The organism is Pseudoduganella sp. jia 12 (assembly GCF_055502675.1).
This window is the reverse complement of sequence record NZ_JBUXKP010000017.1, coordinates 84,881-104,131: the sequence shown is the minus strand read 5'-3', so window position 1 is coordinate 104,131 and position 19,251 is coordinate 84,881. Positions and strand designations below refer to the sequence as shown.

General features: G+C 59.8%; 16 protein-coding genes and 1 pseudogene. 3 read left to right on the top strand and 14 right to left on the bottom strand.

Going from position 1 to position 19,251, the window contains the following annotated elements; translation table 11 throughout:
• The first annotated feature begins 5 nt into the window (after nucleotides 1-5).
• On the top strand, nucleotides 6-1,976 hold the full coding sequence (locus tag ACY65G_RS28250) for a DEAD/DEAH box helicase (protein WP_465000607.1): 1,971 nt from the start codon (nucleotides 6-8) through the stop codon (nucleotides 1,974-1,976).
• Nucleotides 1,977-2,235: 259 nt separating this feature from the next.
• The gene (locus ACY65G_RS28245; RefSeq protein ID WP_465000606.1) at nucleotides 2,236-2,910 is read left to right on the top strand and encodes a hypothetical protein; all 675 of its coding nucleotides are present in this window, start codon (nucleotides 2,236-2,238) and stop codon (nucleotides 2,908-2,910) included.
• 18 nt (nucleotides 2,911-2,928) lie between these two features.
• On the opposite strand, the gene ACY65G_RS28240 is transcribed toward ACY65G_RS28245, so the two are convergent.
• On the bottom strand, nucleotides 2,929-4,416 hold the full coding sequence (locus ACY65G_RS28240; protein WP_465000605.1) for an ATP-dependent nuclease: 1,488 nt from the start codon (nucleotides 4,414-4,416) through the stop codon (nucleotides 2,929-2,931).
• Between the two features lie 956 nt (nucleotides 4,417-5,372).
• Between ACY65G_RS28240 and ACY65G_RS28235 the strand changes: the two genes are divergently transcribed.
• Entirely contained in the window at nucleotides 5,373-5,801 is a 429-nt protein-coding gene (locus ACY65G_RS28235) for a hypothetical protein (protein ID WP_465000604.1), read from the top strand.
• 517 nt (nucleotides 5,802-6,318) lie between these two features.
• Here ACY65G_RS28235 and ACY65G_RS28230 read toward each other — a convergent pair.
• From ACY65G_RS28230 to imuA, 13 genes and pseudogenes are all read right to left on the bottom strand, one after another.
• Nucleotides 6,319-6,804, bottom strand: a complete 486-nt coding sequence (locus ACY65G_RS28230) for a hypothetical protein (protein WP_465000603.1) — start codon at nucleotides 6,802-6,804, stop codon at nucleotides 6,319-6,321.
• The gene (locus tag ACY65G_RS28225) at nucleotides 6,801-7,397 is read right to left on the bottom strand and encodes a hypothetical protein (RefSeq protein WP_465000602.1); all 597 of its coding nucleotides are present in this window, start codon (nucleotides 7,395-7,397) and stop codon (nucleotides 6,801-6,803) included. Before ACY65G_RS28225 ends, ACY65G_RS28230 begins: the two co-directional genes overlap by 4 nt.
• 19 nt (nucleotides 7,398-7,416) lie before the next feature.
• On the bottom strand, nucleotides 7,417-9,054 hold the full coding sequence (locus ACY65G_RS28220; protein WP_465000601.1) for a hypothetical protein: 1,638 nt from the start codon (nucleotides 9,052-9,054) through the stop codon (nucleotides 7,417-7,419).
• Nucleotides 9,055-9,208: 154 nt separating this feature from the next.
• Nucleotides 9,209-9,724, bottom strand: a complete 516-nt coding sequence (locus tag ACY65G_RS28215; RefSeq protein ID WP_465000600.1) for a hypothetical protein — start codon at nucleotides 9,722-9,724, stop codon at nucleotides 9,209-9,211.
• Nucleotides 9,725-9,753: 29 nt separating this feature from the next.
• Nucleotides 9,754-11,138 (bottom strand): annotated as a pseudogene (locus ACY65G_RS28210) (replicative DNA helicase).
• Between the two features lie 19 nt (nucleotides 11,139-11,157).
• On the bottom strand, nucleotides 11,158-11,556 hold the full coding sequence (locus ACY65G_RS28205) for a hypothetical protein (protein WP_465000599.1): 399 nt from the start codon (nucleotides 11,554-11,556) through the stop codon (nucleotides 11,158-11,160).
• 328 nt (nucleotides 11,557-11,884) lie between these two features.
• Nucleotides 11,885-12,124: a hypothetical protein gene (locus ACY65G_RS28200; protein WP_465000598.1), complete on the bottom strand. Its 240-nt coding sequence runs from the start codon at nucleotides 12,122-12,124 to the stop codon at nucleotides 11,885-11,887.
• Nucleotides 12,121-12,396, bottom strand: a complete 276-nt coding sequence (locus ACY65G_RS28195; RefSeq protein WP_465000597.1) for a hypothetical protein — start codon at nucleotides 12,394-12,396, stop codon at nucleotides 12,121-12,123. The genes ACY65G_RS28200 and ACY65G_RS28195 overlap by 4 nt, the downstream gene beginning before the upstream one ends.
• An 11-nt stretch (nucleotides 12,397-12,407) precedes the next feature.
• Entirely contained in the window at nucleotides 12,408-12,647 is a 240-nt protein-coding gene (locus tag ACY65G_RS28190; protein WP_465000596.1) for a hypothetical protein, read from the bottom strand.
• 558 nt (nucleotides 12,648-13,205) lie between these two features.
• Nucleotides 13,206-13,517, bottom strand: coding sequence for a hypothetical protein (locus ACY65G_RS28185; protein WP_465000595.1), 312 nt, complete (start codon nucleotides 13,515-13,517; stop codon nucleotides 13,206-13,208).
• Nucleotides 13,518-13,695: 178 nt separating this feature from the next.
• The gene (locus ACY65G_RS28180) at nucleotides 13,696-16,845 is read right to left on the bottom strand and encodes an error-prone DNA polymerase (protein ID WP_465000594.1); all 3,150 of its coding nucleotides are present in this window, start codon (nucleotides 16,843-16,845) and stop codon (nucleotides 13,696-13,698) included.
• Nucleotides 16,842-18,311, bottom strand: coding sequence for a Y-family DNA polymerase (locus tag ACY65G_RS28175; RefSeq protein WP_465000593.1), 1,470 nt, complete (start codon nucleotides 18,309-18,311; stop codon nucleotides 16,842-16,844). The genes ACY65G_RS28180 and ACY65G_RS28175 overlap by 4 nt, the downstream gene beginning before the upstream one ends.
• Nucleotides 18,244-19,005, bottom strand: coding sequence for a translesion DNA synthesis-associated protein ImuA (imuA, locus tag ACY65G_RS28170; protein WP_465000592.1), 762 nt, complete (start codon nucleotides 19,003-19,005; stop codon nucleotides 18,244-18,246). Before imuA ends, ACY65G_RS28175 begins: the two co-directional genes overlap by 68 nt.
• Nucleotides 19,006-19,251 lie beyond the last annotated feature (246 nt).

Below are 19,251 nucleotides of genomic sequence, written 5' to 3'. Positions count from 1 at the left end.
TCGCAATGTTCACTCCTACGCCAGTTTCGCTCGCAAAACAACAGGTCCTGCAACGATGCGTTTCTGATGGTATGCGGATTGGCTTAGGGCTGCCGTTTGTAGAAGGATTGACCGGGAAATTGAAACACGCAGGTGCGAGCTGGTGTGCATCACGTAGGCTTTGGGTTTTGCCCATACAGCCGGTCTTCGCAATCTCTCGCATAATCAAATCCGTCTATGCCGAATACTCTTCATTTTTTGAATTGGATGACCTCGATCACCGCATCGCGCTGCTCTCAAAAGATACTGTTCCAACCTATTTCGTTGAAGTGCTAGACGTCCAGATATTTCCGCTGACGGACGGTGGTTTTGCCGTCGGATCCCGGTTTGATTCCTTGATGGTCCAAGCAATGCGGCGGATCGGCGCTATTTTTCAGAAGCATGCTAACGCTTGGTCAACCTCAGCAAATCTTGAGAAGATCAAGTCTGCATTGGCACAGATCGCAGGCGTTAACGCTGAACATATTTTTGTCCATGAGCAGGTCTTGCTGCTTGAAGATCTCGGGGCAGTAAGATCAGGCCCGTCACCGATCCAAATTCCGGCCGCTCCACCGCCGGTTTTCGGTCAAGCGGCTGATGATGATTCGAGCGGCGATGGCTTTCTGTCTTCTGTGCTCGCGGACAGTGCGAGAGTAACAATCGACGAAGCATTGCTGAGGCGTATTGCTGTTTCGACTGGATTGCGTGATTATCAGATCGAGGGTGTGCGATTTTTAGTTTCGCGCGTTGGCGCGCTGCTGGGTGACGATATGGGCCTTGGCAAAACCCGCCAGTCGATAGTGGCTGCTCGATTCGCCGCCGGATTCGATAAACCGCCTCGTATTCTCGTGCTCTGCCCGGCTTCCTTACGCCTGAACTGGGAACGTGAGATCCATGCGGTGTTCCGCGACGAAGTAGTGGGACTGGTTGGAGAGGACAGAATTGCAACGCTTTACGGCTGTCACTGGGTCATTGCAAACTATGAGAGGCTTGGCGGGCTGGTCAAAGAGCAAAATCTTCAGTTCGACGTGATGTTGGTCGACGAAGCTCATAATTTGAAGGAACACCATGCGGGCCGGACGCGCAATGCCTTCATTTTAGCGGCCCGGATAAATCGACGATATCTAATCTCCGGTACGCCGCTGCTCAATCGAACAGTTGAATTGCACACGCTACTTCGCCTGACGGGCCATGCTCTTGGTCGGATGACACTCAACGATTTCCGAAAGGAATTCACCGGAACAAAGGAACGTAGCGGCGCGCTGGCGAAACGACTGTCGAATTGGATGATTCGACGTCGCAAAGATGTGCTCACTGGACTAGGGGTCAAGCACCGGCAGCTTCGCTACCTATCGCCCCCAGAAGGCTTAAGTAATTACAATGCCATTCTTCGGGACAATACGCTTACGGTGATGCCCAAGATAGTGAAGCTGCGGCAGAGCTTGGAAGAGGTAAAACTGGATTTCGTTATCGAAACTATTTTTTCGCTGGGGCCAGACGACAAAGTCATTGTGTTCGCCGAATATATGTCAACCGTTGAGGCCTTGAAGTCGGCACTCGTGGCGGCCGGAATTCATCATGTATCGCTGGTTGGCTCGGACAGTGTTCGCAACCGTCAGCGTGCAGTTGACGAATTCGAGGGTAATCGTGAATGTCGGGCCTTCATCACCACTCGCGCAGCAGGCGGCGTGGGGATTACCCTAGTTTCGGCCAATTATGTCCTCTTCGCCTCAATGCCATGGAATCCCGCTTTACTTCGCCAGGCGGAGGATCGAGCCTATCGGCTCGGCCAGACGCGCGATGTGTATGTAATCATTCCGATCATTCCTCATACGATTGATGAACAGGTTTGGGAGCTTCTTGGATCGAAACAAGTGCTTGAAGAGGATGTCATTGAGGCGTCGATCCACGAAGAAGAAGTTGTCGAGTCCGTGGCCGCGGTGCTTCAGGCCGCGTGATCAAACCGGTGCAGGACAAGTCCGCGATTTTCGTCAAAACCGGGTGCTGATTACAAAGGATTTTTCACTATCCTCGACACTCCGGAGGTGGTGAAATGACCAAGAAAGTGAAAATTTTCGGCTGAATTGACCTAGATACTGAAGAATTCGGATGGATTGCCATAAATATCGGCAGACTGCTTACGTATCAATGCTAAATTGCTTCCTGCACACTTCTAGCCTCGCATAAAATGGCAAATCGATTGCATATAGGACAATCATGGAAAATATCCCACAACAAACGCCAAACGTTCAAACGCTGTTGTCCAAACTTGATACTGATGGAGAGGTCTTACTCGATTACTACAAGTCAGGCCATGCCCAGACCGGTGGCAAGCTTTACGCGATGGACATGTTCGTCCTCGGCGTGGTGAAGCGGACCCTTAGCTCGAACCAGGCGATGCAGCTTTTGGTTCGGAATTGGAACCTCGTTACGGCACGGACATTACTGCGAACTCACATCGACACTGGATTGAGGTTGTCAGCTGCATGGCTGGTTGATGACCCTCAGGACTTTGCGAAGAAAGTATTGAGCGGCACTCAAATTAACCGAATGAACCACGGTAGAGAACAGATGAATGACAATTATCTCATCGGTAGACTTTCGGGCGATTATCCGTGGCTCAAAGAGGTATATGACAACCTCTCAGGGTACATACACTTCTCTAGTTCCCACATTACATTATCGTTACATAACACACGAGACGATGGAAAATTTGTTTCTCGTATTTCTGCGTATGATTTCGATTATCCAGAATCCAGTTGGATCGAAGTGTTGGAGTGCTTCCGCGAAATTACCGGAATGTTAATCCTACGTCTTGCGGGATACTCCATGACAAAAAGCATGAGTGCGGCTGAACTGATGGCCGCTCACAATTCGTCTACGGTCGTTTAAATAAAGTTGGGACAAGGTTTATGCAGCTTCCGGCCCCTGAATTAGCTCACGTATGCGTATCGCCAAAGCGTTGCAAAAATCAGGATTATTTCTCACCCAGATGGCGAAGAACGCCCCTCTGACGATTACTTCAGATACAAAACCAATCTTCAGACCTAACTGAACGTAAAGTAAGTGCGGGTCTCTATTTGTTCTCACAATTTCCTCCATGGCCGCCCTGACTTCCGTTTGCGCTTCCGGAGGACGCTGGCAAGATACGGTTAGGACCGCGATATCTCGTTCAATGTTGGACAAAATACTGTCGTAAACACTTATCTCAGGTTGATCGCCAGGCAGTCGGATAATGCCACTTTCGGGGTCATTATCACCTTGCTGCTCAGAGTCGCCATCGATGACGCAAAGTGACTTGAAGGAAATTGCAGGGTTACGGATATGGCTCCTGTGCGTACTGACTGCGGTACCGTCACCAGCAACTGCATGAATTTCCACTTGCTCAAACTCAGCGCCGAGCTTTTCTCGAAGAATAGCTTCTACCCAATGTTTTGCAAAATCATCCTCGACAAAAATAGCAAGTTTTCTATCAACACGGCCCGATACAGCTCTCAAGGCCTGCACCGATAATTTTCCCTGCTTTAGTTTGCCTGAGATGCATGCCCAAATTGCCTCATTGGGCAGAGGAGAAAGCGCATAATCGCTATGCGTTGTGAAAACCGTTTGCACCGATTTTCGCTCAGCAACATCTATTAAATACTCCACCATGCGGCGTGTAGCGACTGGATGCAGACCGTTTTCAATTTCCTCAATTATAATGAGGGAGTTTGAGGGAGCTTGTTCGATCTCACTAATCATTCTAATAATCGAGGACTCGCCAGCGCCGAAATGAAACTCCGAGTACTGCTGATCGCCATTTTTCCCGATTAAGAACAGTTCGTCTTGCCCAACATCTGTGATACGAAAATCAGTTACGTCTTTTCCAAGAACGTGCTCGACTTGAGTCGCGACTTCTGCGTCCAGGGCGAGGAGTTCGGCTTTGTGTACATAAGATGACTTAGTCAGCTTTTTAAATCGGTTTTTTTCTCCCGCAGGTACGGTGCGCTCAATTCCGAAAAAAAGAACAACTCGATCCGCAACCTCCGCTCTAACCCATTTGGCTTGCCTGAAATTGCTGTTCCGTTTGACCAATTGTCGTGGATTGAGTGCTTTGTCTACGAGTTCGTATTCGGCTCGCCAGCCAGACATAGATTCATCACCGACGGCGCTTTTAGGAAAGAAATAGCTCGGCTTAATCGGTTTGTATGCGCAACCTGCGACCCCCAAAACGGAAGACTTTCCGCTACCGTTAGGCCCAATGAGTGCTGTGACTGGAAATTCAAATGTAATATCCTCACCGGAAAACCCTCTGATCCGCTGGATGCTTGCTTTATACAAGTACTTTCCATAGTCGTGTTCACGAACTTTCTTTAGCAAAGCGAGCTTTCTTGATTCTCTTATTTCACTGCGTTCCATTGTATAGCCTCATTGTGTTTCCTAATGGTCGTCTACCTAGTCCGCTTTGGCAAAAAGCGAAAGTTCGACCAGTGTACGGTAGCTATTGCGTGCTTGGCAATAAATTACTCTGCGTGAACGATTCTTCCAGTTAGTGCATTAGGCGGATTTCATTAACTTGACGCATTTTCAGGTTCTGTGTCACCCGACACTGGCCACGGCACGTGCTGGCCGCGTCGGCGATCGACGCCGGCGCCGATCGCCGACGCGCGGGCCTGGCCCGCAGCACGTTGCGCGGCGTTCACCGCGCCCTTTCAGCCCCCACTATGCTGCTTTCCCGGCGCCGCGGCACCGCCAGGTGCTGCCACGGCACGCCGGCCGCGCAGATGGTCGACGTCGGCGTCGGCGCCGATCGCCGGCCCCGGAGCCTGGCCGTCAGCACACGTGCGGCGCCGGCCGCGCCCTCCCGGATGCTCGATGCTGCTTTCGCGCCACCGCGCACCACCAGCTGCTGGCCACGGCACGCGCGGGCCGCGCATATGGTCGACGCTAGCGGCGATCGCCGGCGCCCGGGCAGGGCCTAGCCTCCAGCACACCCCACGGCGCCGACGACGCCCTTCCAGCTCCGCGATGCTGCAATCACGCCGGAGCGCACCACCAGCTGCTGGTCGGCCCGCCCCGGCGGCGCAGCCAGTCGGCGCCCTGCGCGGTCGACGGGACCTTGGCCCAGCCGGCACCACAACGCGGCGCCGGCCCGCGGCCCAGCCGGTGTCGTCGTCGCGGCAATCCGTGTGCGATCGCCGGCGCTTGGCTGAGGTCATCCTGTCGCGCCCCTGTACGCGTGCGGGAGGTGGGCATGCCGCCGGCCAGCAACGTGAGCTCACCGGCCTGCCGACCCTCCATTCGCCGGTCCGGTAGGGCTACCGGCCGGCACGCTTCCTGGCACGGTCATCAGAACTGGCTTAACCGGGGTTGGCATGGGCGCCACATTGTTTGGTCCGATGATTCCCCAGGTACCAACGTTATTGACAGTGGACGAACCGTTCGCGTCTGGTGACGTCGAGCAGCCGCGGGAATTGGTGATACTGGTAGTGCCAAGACTCATTGCCGGGGCCCAGTTGTCGATCGTCCCCTGCTGCGTCGTTGTGCCGGACCTACCGATCGTGGCGCTCGGCTTGCAATGCGGCACGACGAGCGGTAATGCCATGCCTCTGGTGCTGCTGATGTCGGGCACGCTTAGCGTGCCTGCACTTCCAGTATTGAATTGGTTGTTGAGCTGGGAATTGGGCTGGCCATCCAAGTGCGGGCTTGCCGGTTGCGTAGGGTTGGAAGCCGATCCGCACGCAAGGGCGGCAAGCAGCAGGCAGGTTGCGTTCGTATGCATGACGAAGTCCGTAGGCAGATGAAGGCCTGAGGCACGCTGCGAGGCAAGTCTGTGATTTGCGGCACGAGCCCAGTTGCCCGACTGTGCTGGTACCTGCGGTAAGCTGCCTACCGCGTGCGATCGCCGACATCCGGACACAACTGCTGCGCGTCCGCGTTACCAGACGCGGCCTTCCCGCTGTAAGGAGAACGCATCATGACGATATCGCGAAACCGGTCTTCGACGCCACCGTCATCTACGACGGCTAGGAACTGTTCAAGGGGCAGAGCGCCGCCAGCCTATGGGCCGAGAAGGCGGCCGCGGAACTGGAAACGCCCGTCACGGTCGAGAAGATCGGCACGGGAGGGGCGCTGTGCGGGACCGTCGATGGTGTCGCGGTCAGATCAGGGATTCTAAGGCAGCGGCTGAAGCGGCTGGAGTGACGGAAGCTGATTTATCGTCGTCCCGGATTGTTTGGCCGGGCCGTGGCGCCGCCGTCGGCGCAGTGGCAGGGCGCATCAATATGCGTGCCCGTCTGGGCGCGCGGTCGTTCCGATCGCTCATGTGCGATGCGACAGCATCCGTGTAAACACAAGCCCCAACAGGAAAACGCCCAGCAGCAGGCCGTAGTACTGGATGGCGAGGGCGGCGCCGAGCCGCGACTGGAACGGGTCGAAGACGCCTTCGATCGTCATCTGCAGCACGGTAATATGGCCCAGGTAGACGCCGTACAACGAGGCCGCCGCGGCGAGCAGCGCGCCAACGATGGCCGCGGCGTCGTACGGGCCCCAATGCACGCTCCACTCGCGGCCCTTGATGACGAGCGCGCCGCAGCCGCCGACGAGGGCCGTGGCCAGCCCGCCGACCACCTTGCTGATCTCGGCGAAATAGTCGAGCGACGCCTTGACGCCGTCGGGCAGCGTATACGTTCCATCCGTGGCGCCTTCCGGCACGAAGCGCGATGCGCAGTACAGCACCGCCGTGCCGAGTAAATACAGCACGGTAGGGGATTGCAACGCACGCCACACGCGGCGCAGCCGGGTCACGGGCGCCCCGCCGCGCACGTATAACGGTGCTCCCGGCCGGCGAGCAGCGTGAGGTTATCGCTGCACACCGGCTTGCCGTTCCGGATACCCTGCACCACCACCTGCCCTGGCGGCACGAAGAGCACCCCCCGCTTCGGGAACGTGTCGGCGCCGACCTGGAACGCATCCACTTCCTGCTCGTAACGGATGACGAGCCGCGCTCCGCGCTTGAGTACGGGCCGCGACAAGCCCGCCGCGCCCAGCTCCGCACGCAACAGGGCCCCGGCCGTCGGCCGCTGGTTTGTCTCGTCCGCCTCCTTATCCAGGATCTTGCGCAGCACCTTGCCACTGAGCTGGTCGACCTGTTCGTTCGACAGCCCCTTTTCCTTGGCCACCTTAACCGCCTCCGCACAGTATTCGGTTAGTATGCCGCGCAAGAAGCCGGGCGATGCGGCGAATGCGGCACTCCGCCATGCTTCGGCCGCCGCGGCGGCCTCCGGATACGGATAGCGGGCCGGATCGGTACACGCCGCGGCGGGCGTGTCCGCGGACGCCGCGCGGCTGCTCAGCGCGACAAGGAAGGTGGCCGCCACGAGGTGGTATGGGCGTGTCATGGTTTCCTCTTCAGGTGGCTCAACGTGTGGGCGCCGGCGAGCGGTTGCGCATGGGTCGCCGCAAGCCCTTGCCTTCGCGGACGCGGTATCCCCAGCGCATGTCGGCCGCGTTATTGAGCATCATCAGGCTGACGCCGGAAACGCAAGGCCGGCCCGCGCCATAGGTCTCGGCCATGATGTCCGGGCCTGGCAAGCCCGTCGTCTCGAAGTGAGGGACGCCGAACCAGTGCCCGACTTCGTGCAGGATGACAGCACGCAGATCGATGGCCAGCGCCGCATCGGCGCTGCCGAGCGTCAGCGGTGGCTGCGCGCCGCTCAGTTCGAAGCGGTCCATGGCGATCGAGATCTCGATGTCGCGGTCGGGCAGGCCGCATGCGAGGAAGTCGCTGGCCGGGCCGCACTGGGTGGGACCCGGGAGCAGCCGCAGCACGGGCTGGATGCGCGGCACGCCCCCCCATGAGCGACCGCAGACGCCCGCCTGCAGCGCAGCCACCCACGGGGCACCGTTCTCGAGACCGGGCGCGCACGCGCCACGGGTCAACGCGGTATCGCCGGTGACCTGTTCGAAGCCGAAGATCGCACTGCGGGGTATGACGATGGAGGGCGGCGTGCGGCGTGCCATTTCGTCCGGCACCTTCCGGTTCAGGTCGAGGGGAGGGTTGCCGGCGGCGGCGCGCAGCCGGCTGGCGATGCGGCTATCGACCCACGTCATCGTGCCGACCGTCAGTACGGACATCGCATTCTGGTCGCAGCGTTCGCACCCGGCCTTCCACGTGGTGATGGCTTCCGCGAACGCGATCCCCAGGGAACGGGCGCAGGTGGCCCCGCAAACGCCCGCGCGGTCTTCCAGCCGGACGGAAACGGCCGGTACGGTCGCTGTCGCGGCCAGCGCGGCTTGTTTCGTGGCGTCCGGCTCGACGAATGTCGCACGCCCCCAGTTGAACATGCCCACGGGCCCGTCGAAGCGGATTTCGCCGCTGTTGAAACAGAACGACGCGTCCGGTGGATCGAGCCTGCCGAACGACGCGTGCGCGGCAGCGCTGCCGGACAATGCCAGCGGTACCCGGCTTCCCCGGGCGACGGTCACGGTGCCGCCGCGCTCGGTGGTGCCCTCTACGACACTGATCCGGTAGGTGCCGGGCAGCAGGATCACCGTTCCCGCCGCGCGTCCGATCCTGGCCTTGCCCGCCGCACTGGAGAGCAGGACCGTGCCGGCGCGCGCGTCATCGGGCAGCAGGACGACGCCCGTGTCGTTCGGCAAGTCCGACAGATCGCCGGCGCTGGCGAGGTCCTGGCCGATCGCGAGCGCCAGGCTTGCGGCGACACGCCGCAGGGTGGGGCTGCCTTGCTGGAGTTGACCCAGGTGCCGTGCCACGTCGGCACGGACGCGGGACGCCGTGAGCCCTTCGCGGCACTGGCGCAGCTGCTCCGGGCTGACGCAGAACACGCTCATCATCGTGTCTCCTTCGCCGACGATGCGCTTGCGCAGCGCGGGGTCGAGGGCCAGCGCTCGTTCCCCGGCCACCTGGTCCACCGCCGCCGCGAGGGAGCGATGCAGCCAGCGCTCATCATCCGTCTGCGCACGGAATGGCGTGCCGTACAACGCGGCCAGCAAAGTCGCCATCGCGGCCAATATCCGGATGAGAATCGCATTCATCGCAATCGCCCCCAGCTGATCCGGGCTCGTCGACCCGGTACTGGACAGTGTGCGCCCATTTGCCGCGATCATGTATGCATGCGCCGACCTATTTCGCCGCCTGTCGCGGCCCGCCAACATGGCGCCGCGGGCAAGCGGGCGACGCACGGCGAAATCAATCGTCGGGTCCGGAGCCACAGCCTGCCGGGCAGCAGCCCAACTGGATTCCATGGTTGCAATAGCCATCATAGCTGTCCCAGCGACCGGCTTCTGCGCGAGCATCAACTGTCTCATAGCCGTAATGGATGGCAATATCTATCGCCTCTGCATGATGTATCGGCGCCAGTCTCTCTAAAGCGTAATCAACCGCGTTACATAGTCGTTCGCTGAAAAGATCATAGGACAGCCCGCAGCCATGGTTCGCCGATGTTGCCCACTTATCGCAATTCTCAGCCCATTTCTCAGCGTCGAAGTGCGTGTAGCGATGGTGTCCCTCTATCCATTTTTGCACAAGGCTAGGCTCGTCCGCAAACATCAGCGGTACCGTGTGATAGCCGTTTGCGGCATCAATCCAGCCGTCAGCCTCCGCCTGCTTCCTTACCCGGTCCATCTGCTCGTTCGCTGCTGCGGCATCCACCAAGAACAGGATTCGCGTTCGTGCCAACAATACCCGTGTGTCGAGTCCGCGCATTGCCTCTCCCGAAAAAGCTCATCTGACAGTCAATCACCCTGGTAAATCGGCAGGTTGCCAGTGTAGTTTCCGAATTTCGTGTACATCCCCATCCACGTAAGGCGCATCGCACCGATCGGGCCGTTACGCTGTTTGCCGATGATGACTTCTGCCGTGCCCTTGTCCGGCGAATCAGGGTTGTAGACCTCATCGCGGTACAAGAAAATGATCACGTCTGCATCCTGTTCGATAGCGCCGGATTCACGCAGGTCGGACATCACTGGTCGCTTGTTCGACCGTTGTTCAAGCGAACGATTCAGTTGGGATAATGCGATAACAGGACACTGCAACTCCTTCGCAAGTCCTTTCAGAGAACGAGAAATCTCCGACACCTCTGCGGCTCGGTTGTCACTCGGCTGCGATCCCTGCATCAGCTGGAGATAGTCGACGATGATTAGCCCCAGCTTGCCGCATGTGCGGGCGAGGCGCCGAGCACGCGCGCGCATCTCGATCGGGTTCAGTGCCGGTGTCTCGTCAATGTACAGTTGGGCGTCGTTCATCTTCTGGATTGCGTGCGTCAGCCGCGGCCAGTCTGCGTCGTTCAGCCTCCCTGTACGCAACCGATGCTGATCGAGTTGACCAACGGAGCCAAGCATACGCATCGCAAGCTGTGTTCCGCCCATCTCCATAGAATAAATCGCCACCGGCAGGCCAGCTTCTATCGCGACATGCTCGCCAATATTCACTGCGAATGCTGTCTTGCCCATGGAGGGTCGACCGGCCACGATAATGAGATCACCCGGTTGAAGACCAGATGTCATACGGTCCAAGTCAGCGAAACCGGTGGGCACGCCTGTAATGTCGCTTCTGCCCTCACGGCTGTACAGCTCGTCCACGCGCTCGATGACCTGCGTGAGCAGCGGCTGAACTGCGGTCCAACCGGCGGAACCTCGAGCGCCCTGCTCCGCGATGGCGAAGATCTTCGACTCTGCTTCGTCAAGCATCTGCTTGACTTCCTTGCCTTGTGGGCTGAACGCATTACCGGAGATTTCGTCGGCCACCGTGATCAGCTTGCGCAGTACGCCACGGTCCCGCACGATTTCCGCGTAGCGCCGGATATTCGCTGCGGACGGCGTATTTTGCGCCATGGCGTTCAGGTATTGGAGGCCTCCGACATCATCAGCTTGGCCCAGCGTGGTGAGCGCTTCATATACTGTGATCACGTCCGCCGGTTTGCCAGCGTTGATGAGACGGACCACCTGTTCGAAGATGGTCCGGTGATCATACCGATAGAAATCGTCCGCATGAATGAAGTCGGCAATCCGATCCCACGCGGCGTTGTCGCGGAGCAGACCTCCAATCACTGACTGTTCTGCTTCGATCGAATGGGGGGGACACGAAGAGAATCGACCTGGAGATCCGCTAGAGCATTCATGGTATGCCATCCTCGCTGGTCACCGAGACGTTGTGTGCAACGTATGGTCTCTTACAGCTTTCCAAACAGCGGCATCAGACTGGACATGTGCTCTGTCCACGCGATCGAGTTCTGCCAGGATGAATGCTCCTGCAATCACTAGCGCTTGGCGGCGGTCTGCCGGTTTCCACCACTTGCCGTCCCATGGCCAGTGGATTTGAATCTGCTCTGGCGCAGCCGCGGCTGCGGTCAGCGCGTAGCACGCGGCTGCTTCCGCTAGTTCAGCTCCATCATGCGCATCTTCAAATTCGGGGCTGCAGCCATCTTCCTCGATCTGCCGATGCCTTTCGGCCAAAACATCACGTATGCCTTTGCTCATTTCCGAATGCACCGGCACTGTCGTCGCTTCGTGACGGCGGTTACGTTCCAAAGCTCCCATTGCTAGTCTCCTGGTACGAGTCAGCTTCCGGCCGACACGGGCGCCTCAAGCGCGATGTGATTCGTCGATTTCGATTACACGCATACGAGCTGCCGGACCATGCCGTGGGTGCGCGTTCTCGCCCGCGATAGGTCACTGAGCGAAGTCGTTTCACGGTCGAAGTAGTACATCTCGCCGCAGCATTGGCACTTTCGCTGTTCGATTTCGACACCGGCGAGCGAAACGGGGTCTCCAACTATCGCGTCAGGTGAATCGCAAGCGGGGCATCCAGGTATCGTGGTCATCGCATTCTCCCTTCATCCGAAATGTGTACTGGTCAGTAATGCTGTCAATGAAGCGTGTAAAACTGCGGTGCGGCGCCATATTTCAGCCCTTTCGTCAGGTACTTGGTGGCTTGCTCCAGGCAGGCGTATTCGGGATCGTTGCCGTCGTCGGACGCCTGCATCGCGAGCGTCTTGCTGGCCATACCGAGGGCAGTTACAGCCTCGTCCCACGTCAGGCCCGAGGCATCCACCAGGGTCATCACCTCATCAACAAACGTTTCCATGCTGCTGGTTGTTGCGTTCATTTCTCTGCTCCGTTATCAAACTGTTTGGGATAGATCCAGGATGGGTCAGTGGCGAACATTGCCAACTGCCTCTTCGCATCGCCGTCGTCAATCCGGCGCTTGAGTTTGGCGGCTGCTTCACACAGCCGGTTGTACGCCTCGACGGTCCCCAACTGCTGCTCCAACTCGTACACCGCGCGATTGAGCGTTTGGTCACACGGGCGAATGATCCTATTTGGGACGGGCCGGCTCGAGCTCGTCTCTACCTGAAGCTGATGAACGTTGGACATCACGAGGCCCCTCCTTATGCCAGCTTCGGCAGTGCATCGACCGCTTGCCGAATGCGTTCAGCTGCGGCCACGCTTACATTTGCGCTGGTGCCTGGTTCCACCAGCCACCAGACCTGAGCAGCGAGGCCATCCTCACCATCTGATTGAAGTACGCCTGCTAGAGAGGCGATGAATGCCCGTGCGCGTTCGCGCGATTTGCGCAGATGCGCGACTTGGGCGAACGCACGTTGGATTTGCCGTTCAGATCCGTTCATGATCTTCTCCCTGTCACCAACCACCCCCCAGTATAGTATGTTAAACAGTACATTCAAGCGGTATTTGTACTGTTTAATATACTACGGCGCACTTGCGTCAACCTGGGTGCTTCGTCACCTCGATCGTGGGCTGTACGCCAATGAACAGCGCCAATTCGGCGCGTTAAAAAGGTAGGGCAAGCCTGTACGGGACGGATGCTGGTCGAATGGACGTGCTTGCACCGGCCAGTCCAATAGAGGCTCGTTTTATCGGTGCAATGGGGAAGTGCCTGGCGAAGTAGACCGGAACCCAGCGTAGCCGGTCAGCCCAAAGAGGGCGGAAAATTACAGGAGCTCTGACCTGGTGTGTGCAGGTCCTACGAGGTTTCGAGAGCGTGCCTCGCTAGCCAGCCGAACCAACTGATGGCGGCATGATGAACTTTAGTCTGTAAGACATCATCCGTCAAATTACCCTGTCGGCTTGGTCCAACATCGTCAATGTCTGTCCGCCGCAGTACTCGGTATCAGTGCGTTTCCGCGCAGCGGTCGTAGCGCAACCACTTGAGAACGCTCCGCCGTCTAGTCACGATGAAGAAGCTCGTCGATATGGGCGTGTAACGCTGCCTTCTTCAGCACCCCCCAAGAAGCAAGATGGAATGCCGGGCCGCGCCGCTCAAGGAGCACGCCAAACTCGCCGCACAGTTTGTCGACTGCATGTTGGACTTCGGACCTCGCGCATCCAGCCTGCTCTGCCACGCGATGCAGCGTAGCCTCACCCTTTGGCATGCTTGCGATCGCCAATAGAATAACAAAATAGCGCCGCGCGTCTCCTTTGGGAAAATCCTTGTACTGCTTCCTGGGACCGTTTTCGATATGTGGGGCTGGTGACATGCGTTATGGTCCTGTTCGTATCTTCTGCATTATTTACAACCTCGACGTTACGCTCGAATGTTAGAGACGGCAAGGTGATCGCCCAGCGATCATAGCCAGCAGCACCCGTGGATCATGTTACTTGGTGCCCGTCCTTCGAACAATTTCGGGAACAATCGAGGCATCGTATATGCCGCGTTCAGTGGAAATCCCGGCTCTTCGTTTCCAACTCTCCCAACAGGTGGGACAAATCGACGAGACGCTTGGCGACCAAGTGGCGAACGTTGTTCTGACACTGCCACTGGCCATACACCCCGAGCAGCGCGGCGCTCATCACCTCGCGCCGCTGTTGCTCCACTAGTCCGGACCAGACAATCACGTTGACGTTGCCGGTCTCATCCTCCAACGTGAGGAACACGACCCCCTTGGCGGTTTCCGGTCGCTGACGCACCGTAACGATGCCGCACCCGCGGGCCAGTTGCCCGTCTTCAAAATGCCGCAAATTTTCGGCCGTGATGAAACGCTGGCGATGCAGCCGATCGCGAAGAAACGTCAACGGATGCGCACCCAGCGTCAGACCTATATGACGGTAGTCGGCGAGAACCCCCTCGGCTTCGCTCGGTGCCGGCAACTGCAACTGCTGTTCTTCGATCGCGGCGGACCGTAAAATCCCTTTGCCTGGTGCACCGCCAGCAGCGCTCCATAGCGCCTCACGCCGATTGCCAGTTAATGATGCCAGTGCATCGGCGCTGGCCAGCAACGTGAGTTCGCGTTGCGCCAGGTTCGCGCGCAGGGCCAGGTCGTGCATGTCGCTGAATGACTGAACTGAACGCGCTTCCTCGATACGCCATGCAGCCTCCCGCTCGAGGCCGCGGACTTGGTTCAGCCCGAGACGGACGACCGGACTAGCGTCCCGCGGCGGCTCCAGGGTCGCCTCCCAGCTGCTGACAGCAACGTCGACCGGCAGCACGACAACGCCATGGCGCCGGCTGTCCTGCACCAGCTGCGACGCGCTGTAGAACCCCATTGGCTGACTGTTTAGGAGCGCCGCCAGGAATGCCGCCGGCTCGTGGCACTTCAACCAGCTCGATGCATATGCCAGCAGGGCGAAGCTGGCTGCATGCGATTCGGGAAATCCATACTCGGCGAATCCACGAATCTGTCCGACGATCGAGGTGGCAAACTCCTCGTCATAACCGCGTGCCGCCATGCCGGCCTTGAGCTGCTCTTCGAATTGTTCCAGCCCCCCTTTGCGTTTCCATGCTGCCATCGCGCGGCGCAACGCGTCGGCCTGGCCTGCCGAAAAGCCAGCGGCCACCATTGCGATCTGCATGACCTGCTCCTGGAAAATCGGAATGCCCAGCGTCCGGCTCAACACGCTTTCCATAGCCGTGCTCGGATAAATGACGGGATCGGTACCCTCGCGCCGGCGCAGGTAGGGGTGAATCATGCCCCCCTGGATCGGGCCCGGGCGGATGATTGCCACCTCGATCACCAGATCGTAGAACGTCCGTGGCCGCAGCCGGGGCAGCATCGACATCTGCGCACGGCTCTCGATCTGGAAAACGCCGACCGTATCGGCCTGGCAGATCATCTCGTAGGTAGCCGGATCCTCGTGGGGCACGTCGGCCAGTTCAAACGGCCGGCCGCGGCGCTCGGCGACCAGGGCCAGCGTGCGCCGGATCGCCGACAGCATACCGAGCGCCAGAATGTCGATCTTCAGCAGCCCCACGGCGTCCAGATCGTCCTTGTCCCACTGGACAATTGTTCGATCGGCCATCGAGGCGTTTTCGACCGGTACGAGCCGCGAGAGCTTTGAATGCGAAATGACGAAACCGCCCGGGTGCTGGGACATATGCCGCGGGAAGCTCATCATACGTTCGGCCAACATCGCCCACTTGTCAGCGATCGGCGAGTCCGGCGCTAGGCCGCAGCTGATCATGCGCGCGCGTAACTCGGCGCGCGGTGCCCAGCTACTGCCGGCCTTCGCCACCGCGTCGACGATCGACAGGTCGACGCCCAGCGCGGTACCAACGTCGCGCAGCACGCTTTTGGCGCGGTAGCTGATCACCACCGCCGTCAGTGCCGCGCGCTGGCGCCCGTATTTGCGATAGATGTACTGGATCACTTCCTCGCGCCGCTGGTGTTCGAAGTCGATGTCAATATCGGGCGGCTCGTTGCGCTCTTTCGAAATAAATCGCTCGAACAGCAGGGTACCGCGGGCAGGGTCAACTTCGGTGACGCCGAGGCAGAAACACACCGCGCTATTGGCCGCCGAGCCGCGGCCCTGGCACAGGATTTTGTTCGCCCTGGCGAACCGCACGATGTCGTAGACGGTCAGGAAATACGATTCGTACGCCATCTCGGCGATGAGCGCGAGCTCGCGTTCCAGCAGGTCCTGCACGCTGGCCGGCACGCCCTGTGGGTACCGCCAGTACGCCCCCAGATAGGCCTCCCGCCGCAAGTAGGTCGTGGCGGTCTCCCCCTCCGGTACCAGCTCGTGCGGATATTCATAACGCAGTTCATCGAGCGAGAACGTGCACTGCTGAGCGACACGCAGTGTCTCGGCCAGCGCCGCACGTGAGTACAGGTTGCCGAGACGCACCCGGGAACGCAAATGCTGCTCGGCGTTCGGTGCCAGTTTCCAGCCGCACCGCGCAACCGGAATACCGTGACGGATCGCTGTCATGGTGTCTTGCAGCGGTTTGCAGGAGCGCAGATGCATTACCACGTCGCCGGTGGCCACCACTGGCAGGCCGTACTGTGTTGCGATCGCGTCGACGTGGGCCCGGTGCACATCATCCTGCGATCGGAAGTGCAGGGTCAGCGCGATGCGGGCACGCCCCGGCGCCTGGTGCAACAGCCAGGCGGCAGGTCGGGCCAGCTCCTCGATCGGTGCGCCATAGTGTGGCAGCAGGATTAGTTGGCAACCGGGCAGCCCGCGCAGCGCAGCGAGGTCTGCCGGCGGTGCGGCGATATCGTCCGGTCGAACCAGATATTCACCCTTGTCGGCGCGCCTGCGAGCCAGTGTAACCAGCTCACTCAGATTGCCGTAGCCGTCGCGGTTCATCGCCAGCACGAGCAGATTGAACGGCGGGCTGCCATCCTCCGGCGTCACCGTCATCTGGCTTCCAATCAGCAGATGCAGGCCAGCCTCCTTCGCGGCGATATGGGCTTTGACCACGCCGGCAAGCGTGCATTCGTCGGCGATCGCCAGCGCGCGATAGCCCAGTGCCACGGCGCGTTCGACCAGCTCCTCCGGTGCGGATGCGCCGCGCAGGAACGTAAAATGCGACAGGCACTGTAACTCCGCATAGTCGGGCAGGCTCGGGCGCGTGCCAGGGTTCATGCGAACAATCCGTGCAGGTACCACTGCAGCTCGCCCGTGCGCTCTTGGTAAATCCAGAAGCAGCTGGCGTCGCTTCCCTGAGCGATGTAATAGTCCCTCGCTGCGGTGCTGTCGTCCCACCAGCCGCCCTCCAGCCGCTCGGGCCCGCGGATAAGCGTCAGCGGACTACCATAGAACGGGCGCTGGTCTCGCATCAACAACTTAATCGGCCGCTTGAACAGCCAGAACGGCCGCGCAGGCGTGTCGCCGTCGGCCGGGAACGAGGGGGGCTTCAACGTCGCCGGCGTCCAGCGGTTGCAGATTTCCGGACGGTAATCGGCCTCGGGCGCGGGAGCGAGCACGCGCTCCGGTCCCAGCCGCGCCGTCAGCAGTTCCATCAGCCGCAGCATGTCGGCTTGGCTGCCACCTGGCTCGGGAAACAAGGTCAGGTTGGGTGGCGCCATTGGCTGCAGCTGCGTGGCGTCGAGCCGCAGCCCAATCACTGGGGCCCTTAGCTCGACCTTGGCTAAGCGCTCTTTCAACAAACGCAGCAGATGATCCTCCTGCCAAGCCGGTTCGGCCAGCAGAATCACCAACGGTGTCGGCGCGATCGCCGCGCGGCCGCGCTCGTGCACCAGCTGCAGTGTGAACGTCAACACGGCCAGCTGGCGGACGGTCAACCACCCGGTTAGCTGGAGCACCAGGCGCGACGCCCCATCGAGCAGGGCCTCGGCGTGCTCGACACGCTCGTAGGTCTCGATCGCGGCACTGAACGTCTCCGGTACGCTGAGCCAGCGGTGCAGCTCTGGTGTCGTGCCATAAGCGCGATCGAGAGCGTCGGCCAGCTGCGTACTGGTACGGCGGATCAGGCCCGCGCGCGGCAGGCGTCGCAGTGCGCCCAAGTCCCGGGCGCCCACGCCCGTTAGCCATTCGCTGTGTGGCTGGGCCGCCGGCAGCAGGGCACATGGCACGCGATCGAGCTCGCGGTGCAACGTGCGCTGCTGCAGCACGCGTGCGTAATGGATGGCATGCTTGGAGCGACTGCGCCGCGCCAGCAGCCAAGCACCGGCGGCCGTGGGAGCAACGCCCAGCTGCATGGTCAGGCCCAGCCGGCCAAGCGCCTCGCGCACGAGAAGCGATAACGGGCGTACCCCATTAAACAGGTTTAGGCTCGGGCCCACGTCCAGCAGCAGACCAAAATCTGGCTCCAGTGCTATATCCGGCGTAAACCGATATAAGGCCAACACGGCCGCGTCGAGAGCCGCCTTCTCCCGTTGCTCGTCGCGATCCAGCAGCAGGGCATCTGGGGCCAGCGCTGCTACGCCGCCCGCGCGCATGGCTGGCTGTACCCCCATCGCAAGCGCGTCGGCCGAGGCAACCAACACGCGCTCCCGATCGAGCACCACGTGCGGACCCGGTTCAGACCAGGACGGGCGCAACGCCTGCAACGGCAGCAGGGGCAAATATAGGCTGAACAGCAGGTGCATGATCGGTCTCGACAGGATGGCGGCGGCTCGGCATGTCGGGCAGCGGGATAAAAATCGGCTCGTCTGCGAGCGGGCCGCGTCGCTTAATGATCTCGACAAGGGTGCCACCGTACGCCGGGCGCAGTGCCAGGCGCAGTGGTGCCGGTGATGGCTCTATCGCGCTGGCCAATGGCCGGAGTAGCCAGAACCACGTTTCCGCCCCTTGCGCAGCCAAGTGCAGCCGGCGCAGGTGCTCACTTCGAACCTCCCGTTGCCATAGCAGTACCGCACCACACCCTCCTGCTCGCAGCAGCTGCTCGGCCGACCAGAGCGCATCCGCCGTACACTCGGGCTCAATCCAGATCAGGCGCGACGGATCGATGCCCCAAGCCAGCGCGGCCCGCGCATGCGGAACGTACGGTGGCTGGACCAGAGCGATGCGTCGGTGTTGTGACAGCGCTGCCAGGACAGGCTTGAGCAACTGTAGCTCGCCGATCCCGGGCTGCTGCAGCAGGAGTTCGTTCAGCACCGAGCGAGGCCAGCCACCGTCCGGCAGTTCCGTGTCGAGATCAGCGTGCCCAGTAGGCACGCTGGGCAGGCGCGCCCGCGCTAATTCGCTGGCGCGCCAGACATTCGGCAGGGCCGCAGGAGCAATGCCGCTGGCATGAAATGCTTGCAATGACGGGACCGAGGCTGCGCACATGATTGTTGTCAACTTATACTGTGTTTTTATACAGTATAAGTGATCAACGCAGGAAACCCAAGAAGAAGATGTTTCCGTGCGGCCAGTATTGTGGTGCGTTTATGATCCATAATCAATCATGCGCACCAAATGGTACTCCGAGCAAAATCCATGCGTGGGTCGGACACAGACACATTGAAGGCACCCTACTAAATCACCTGCAGAAGCGCAATCTTATCGCCATAAGTCGCTGATTTTAAAGGGAAATTCCTGTATAAT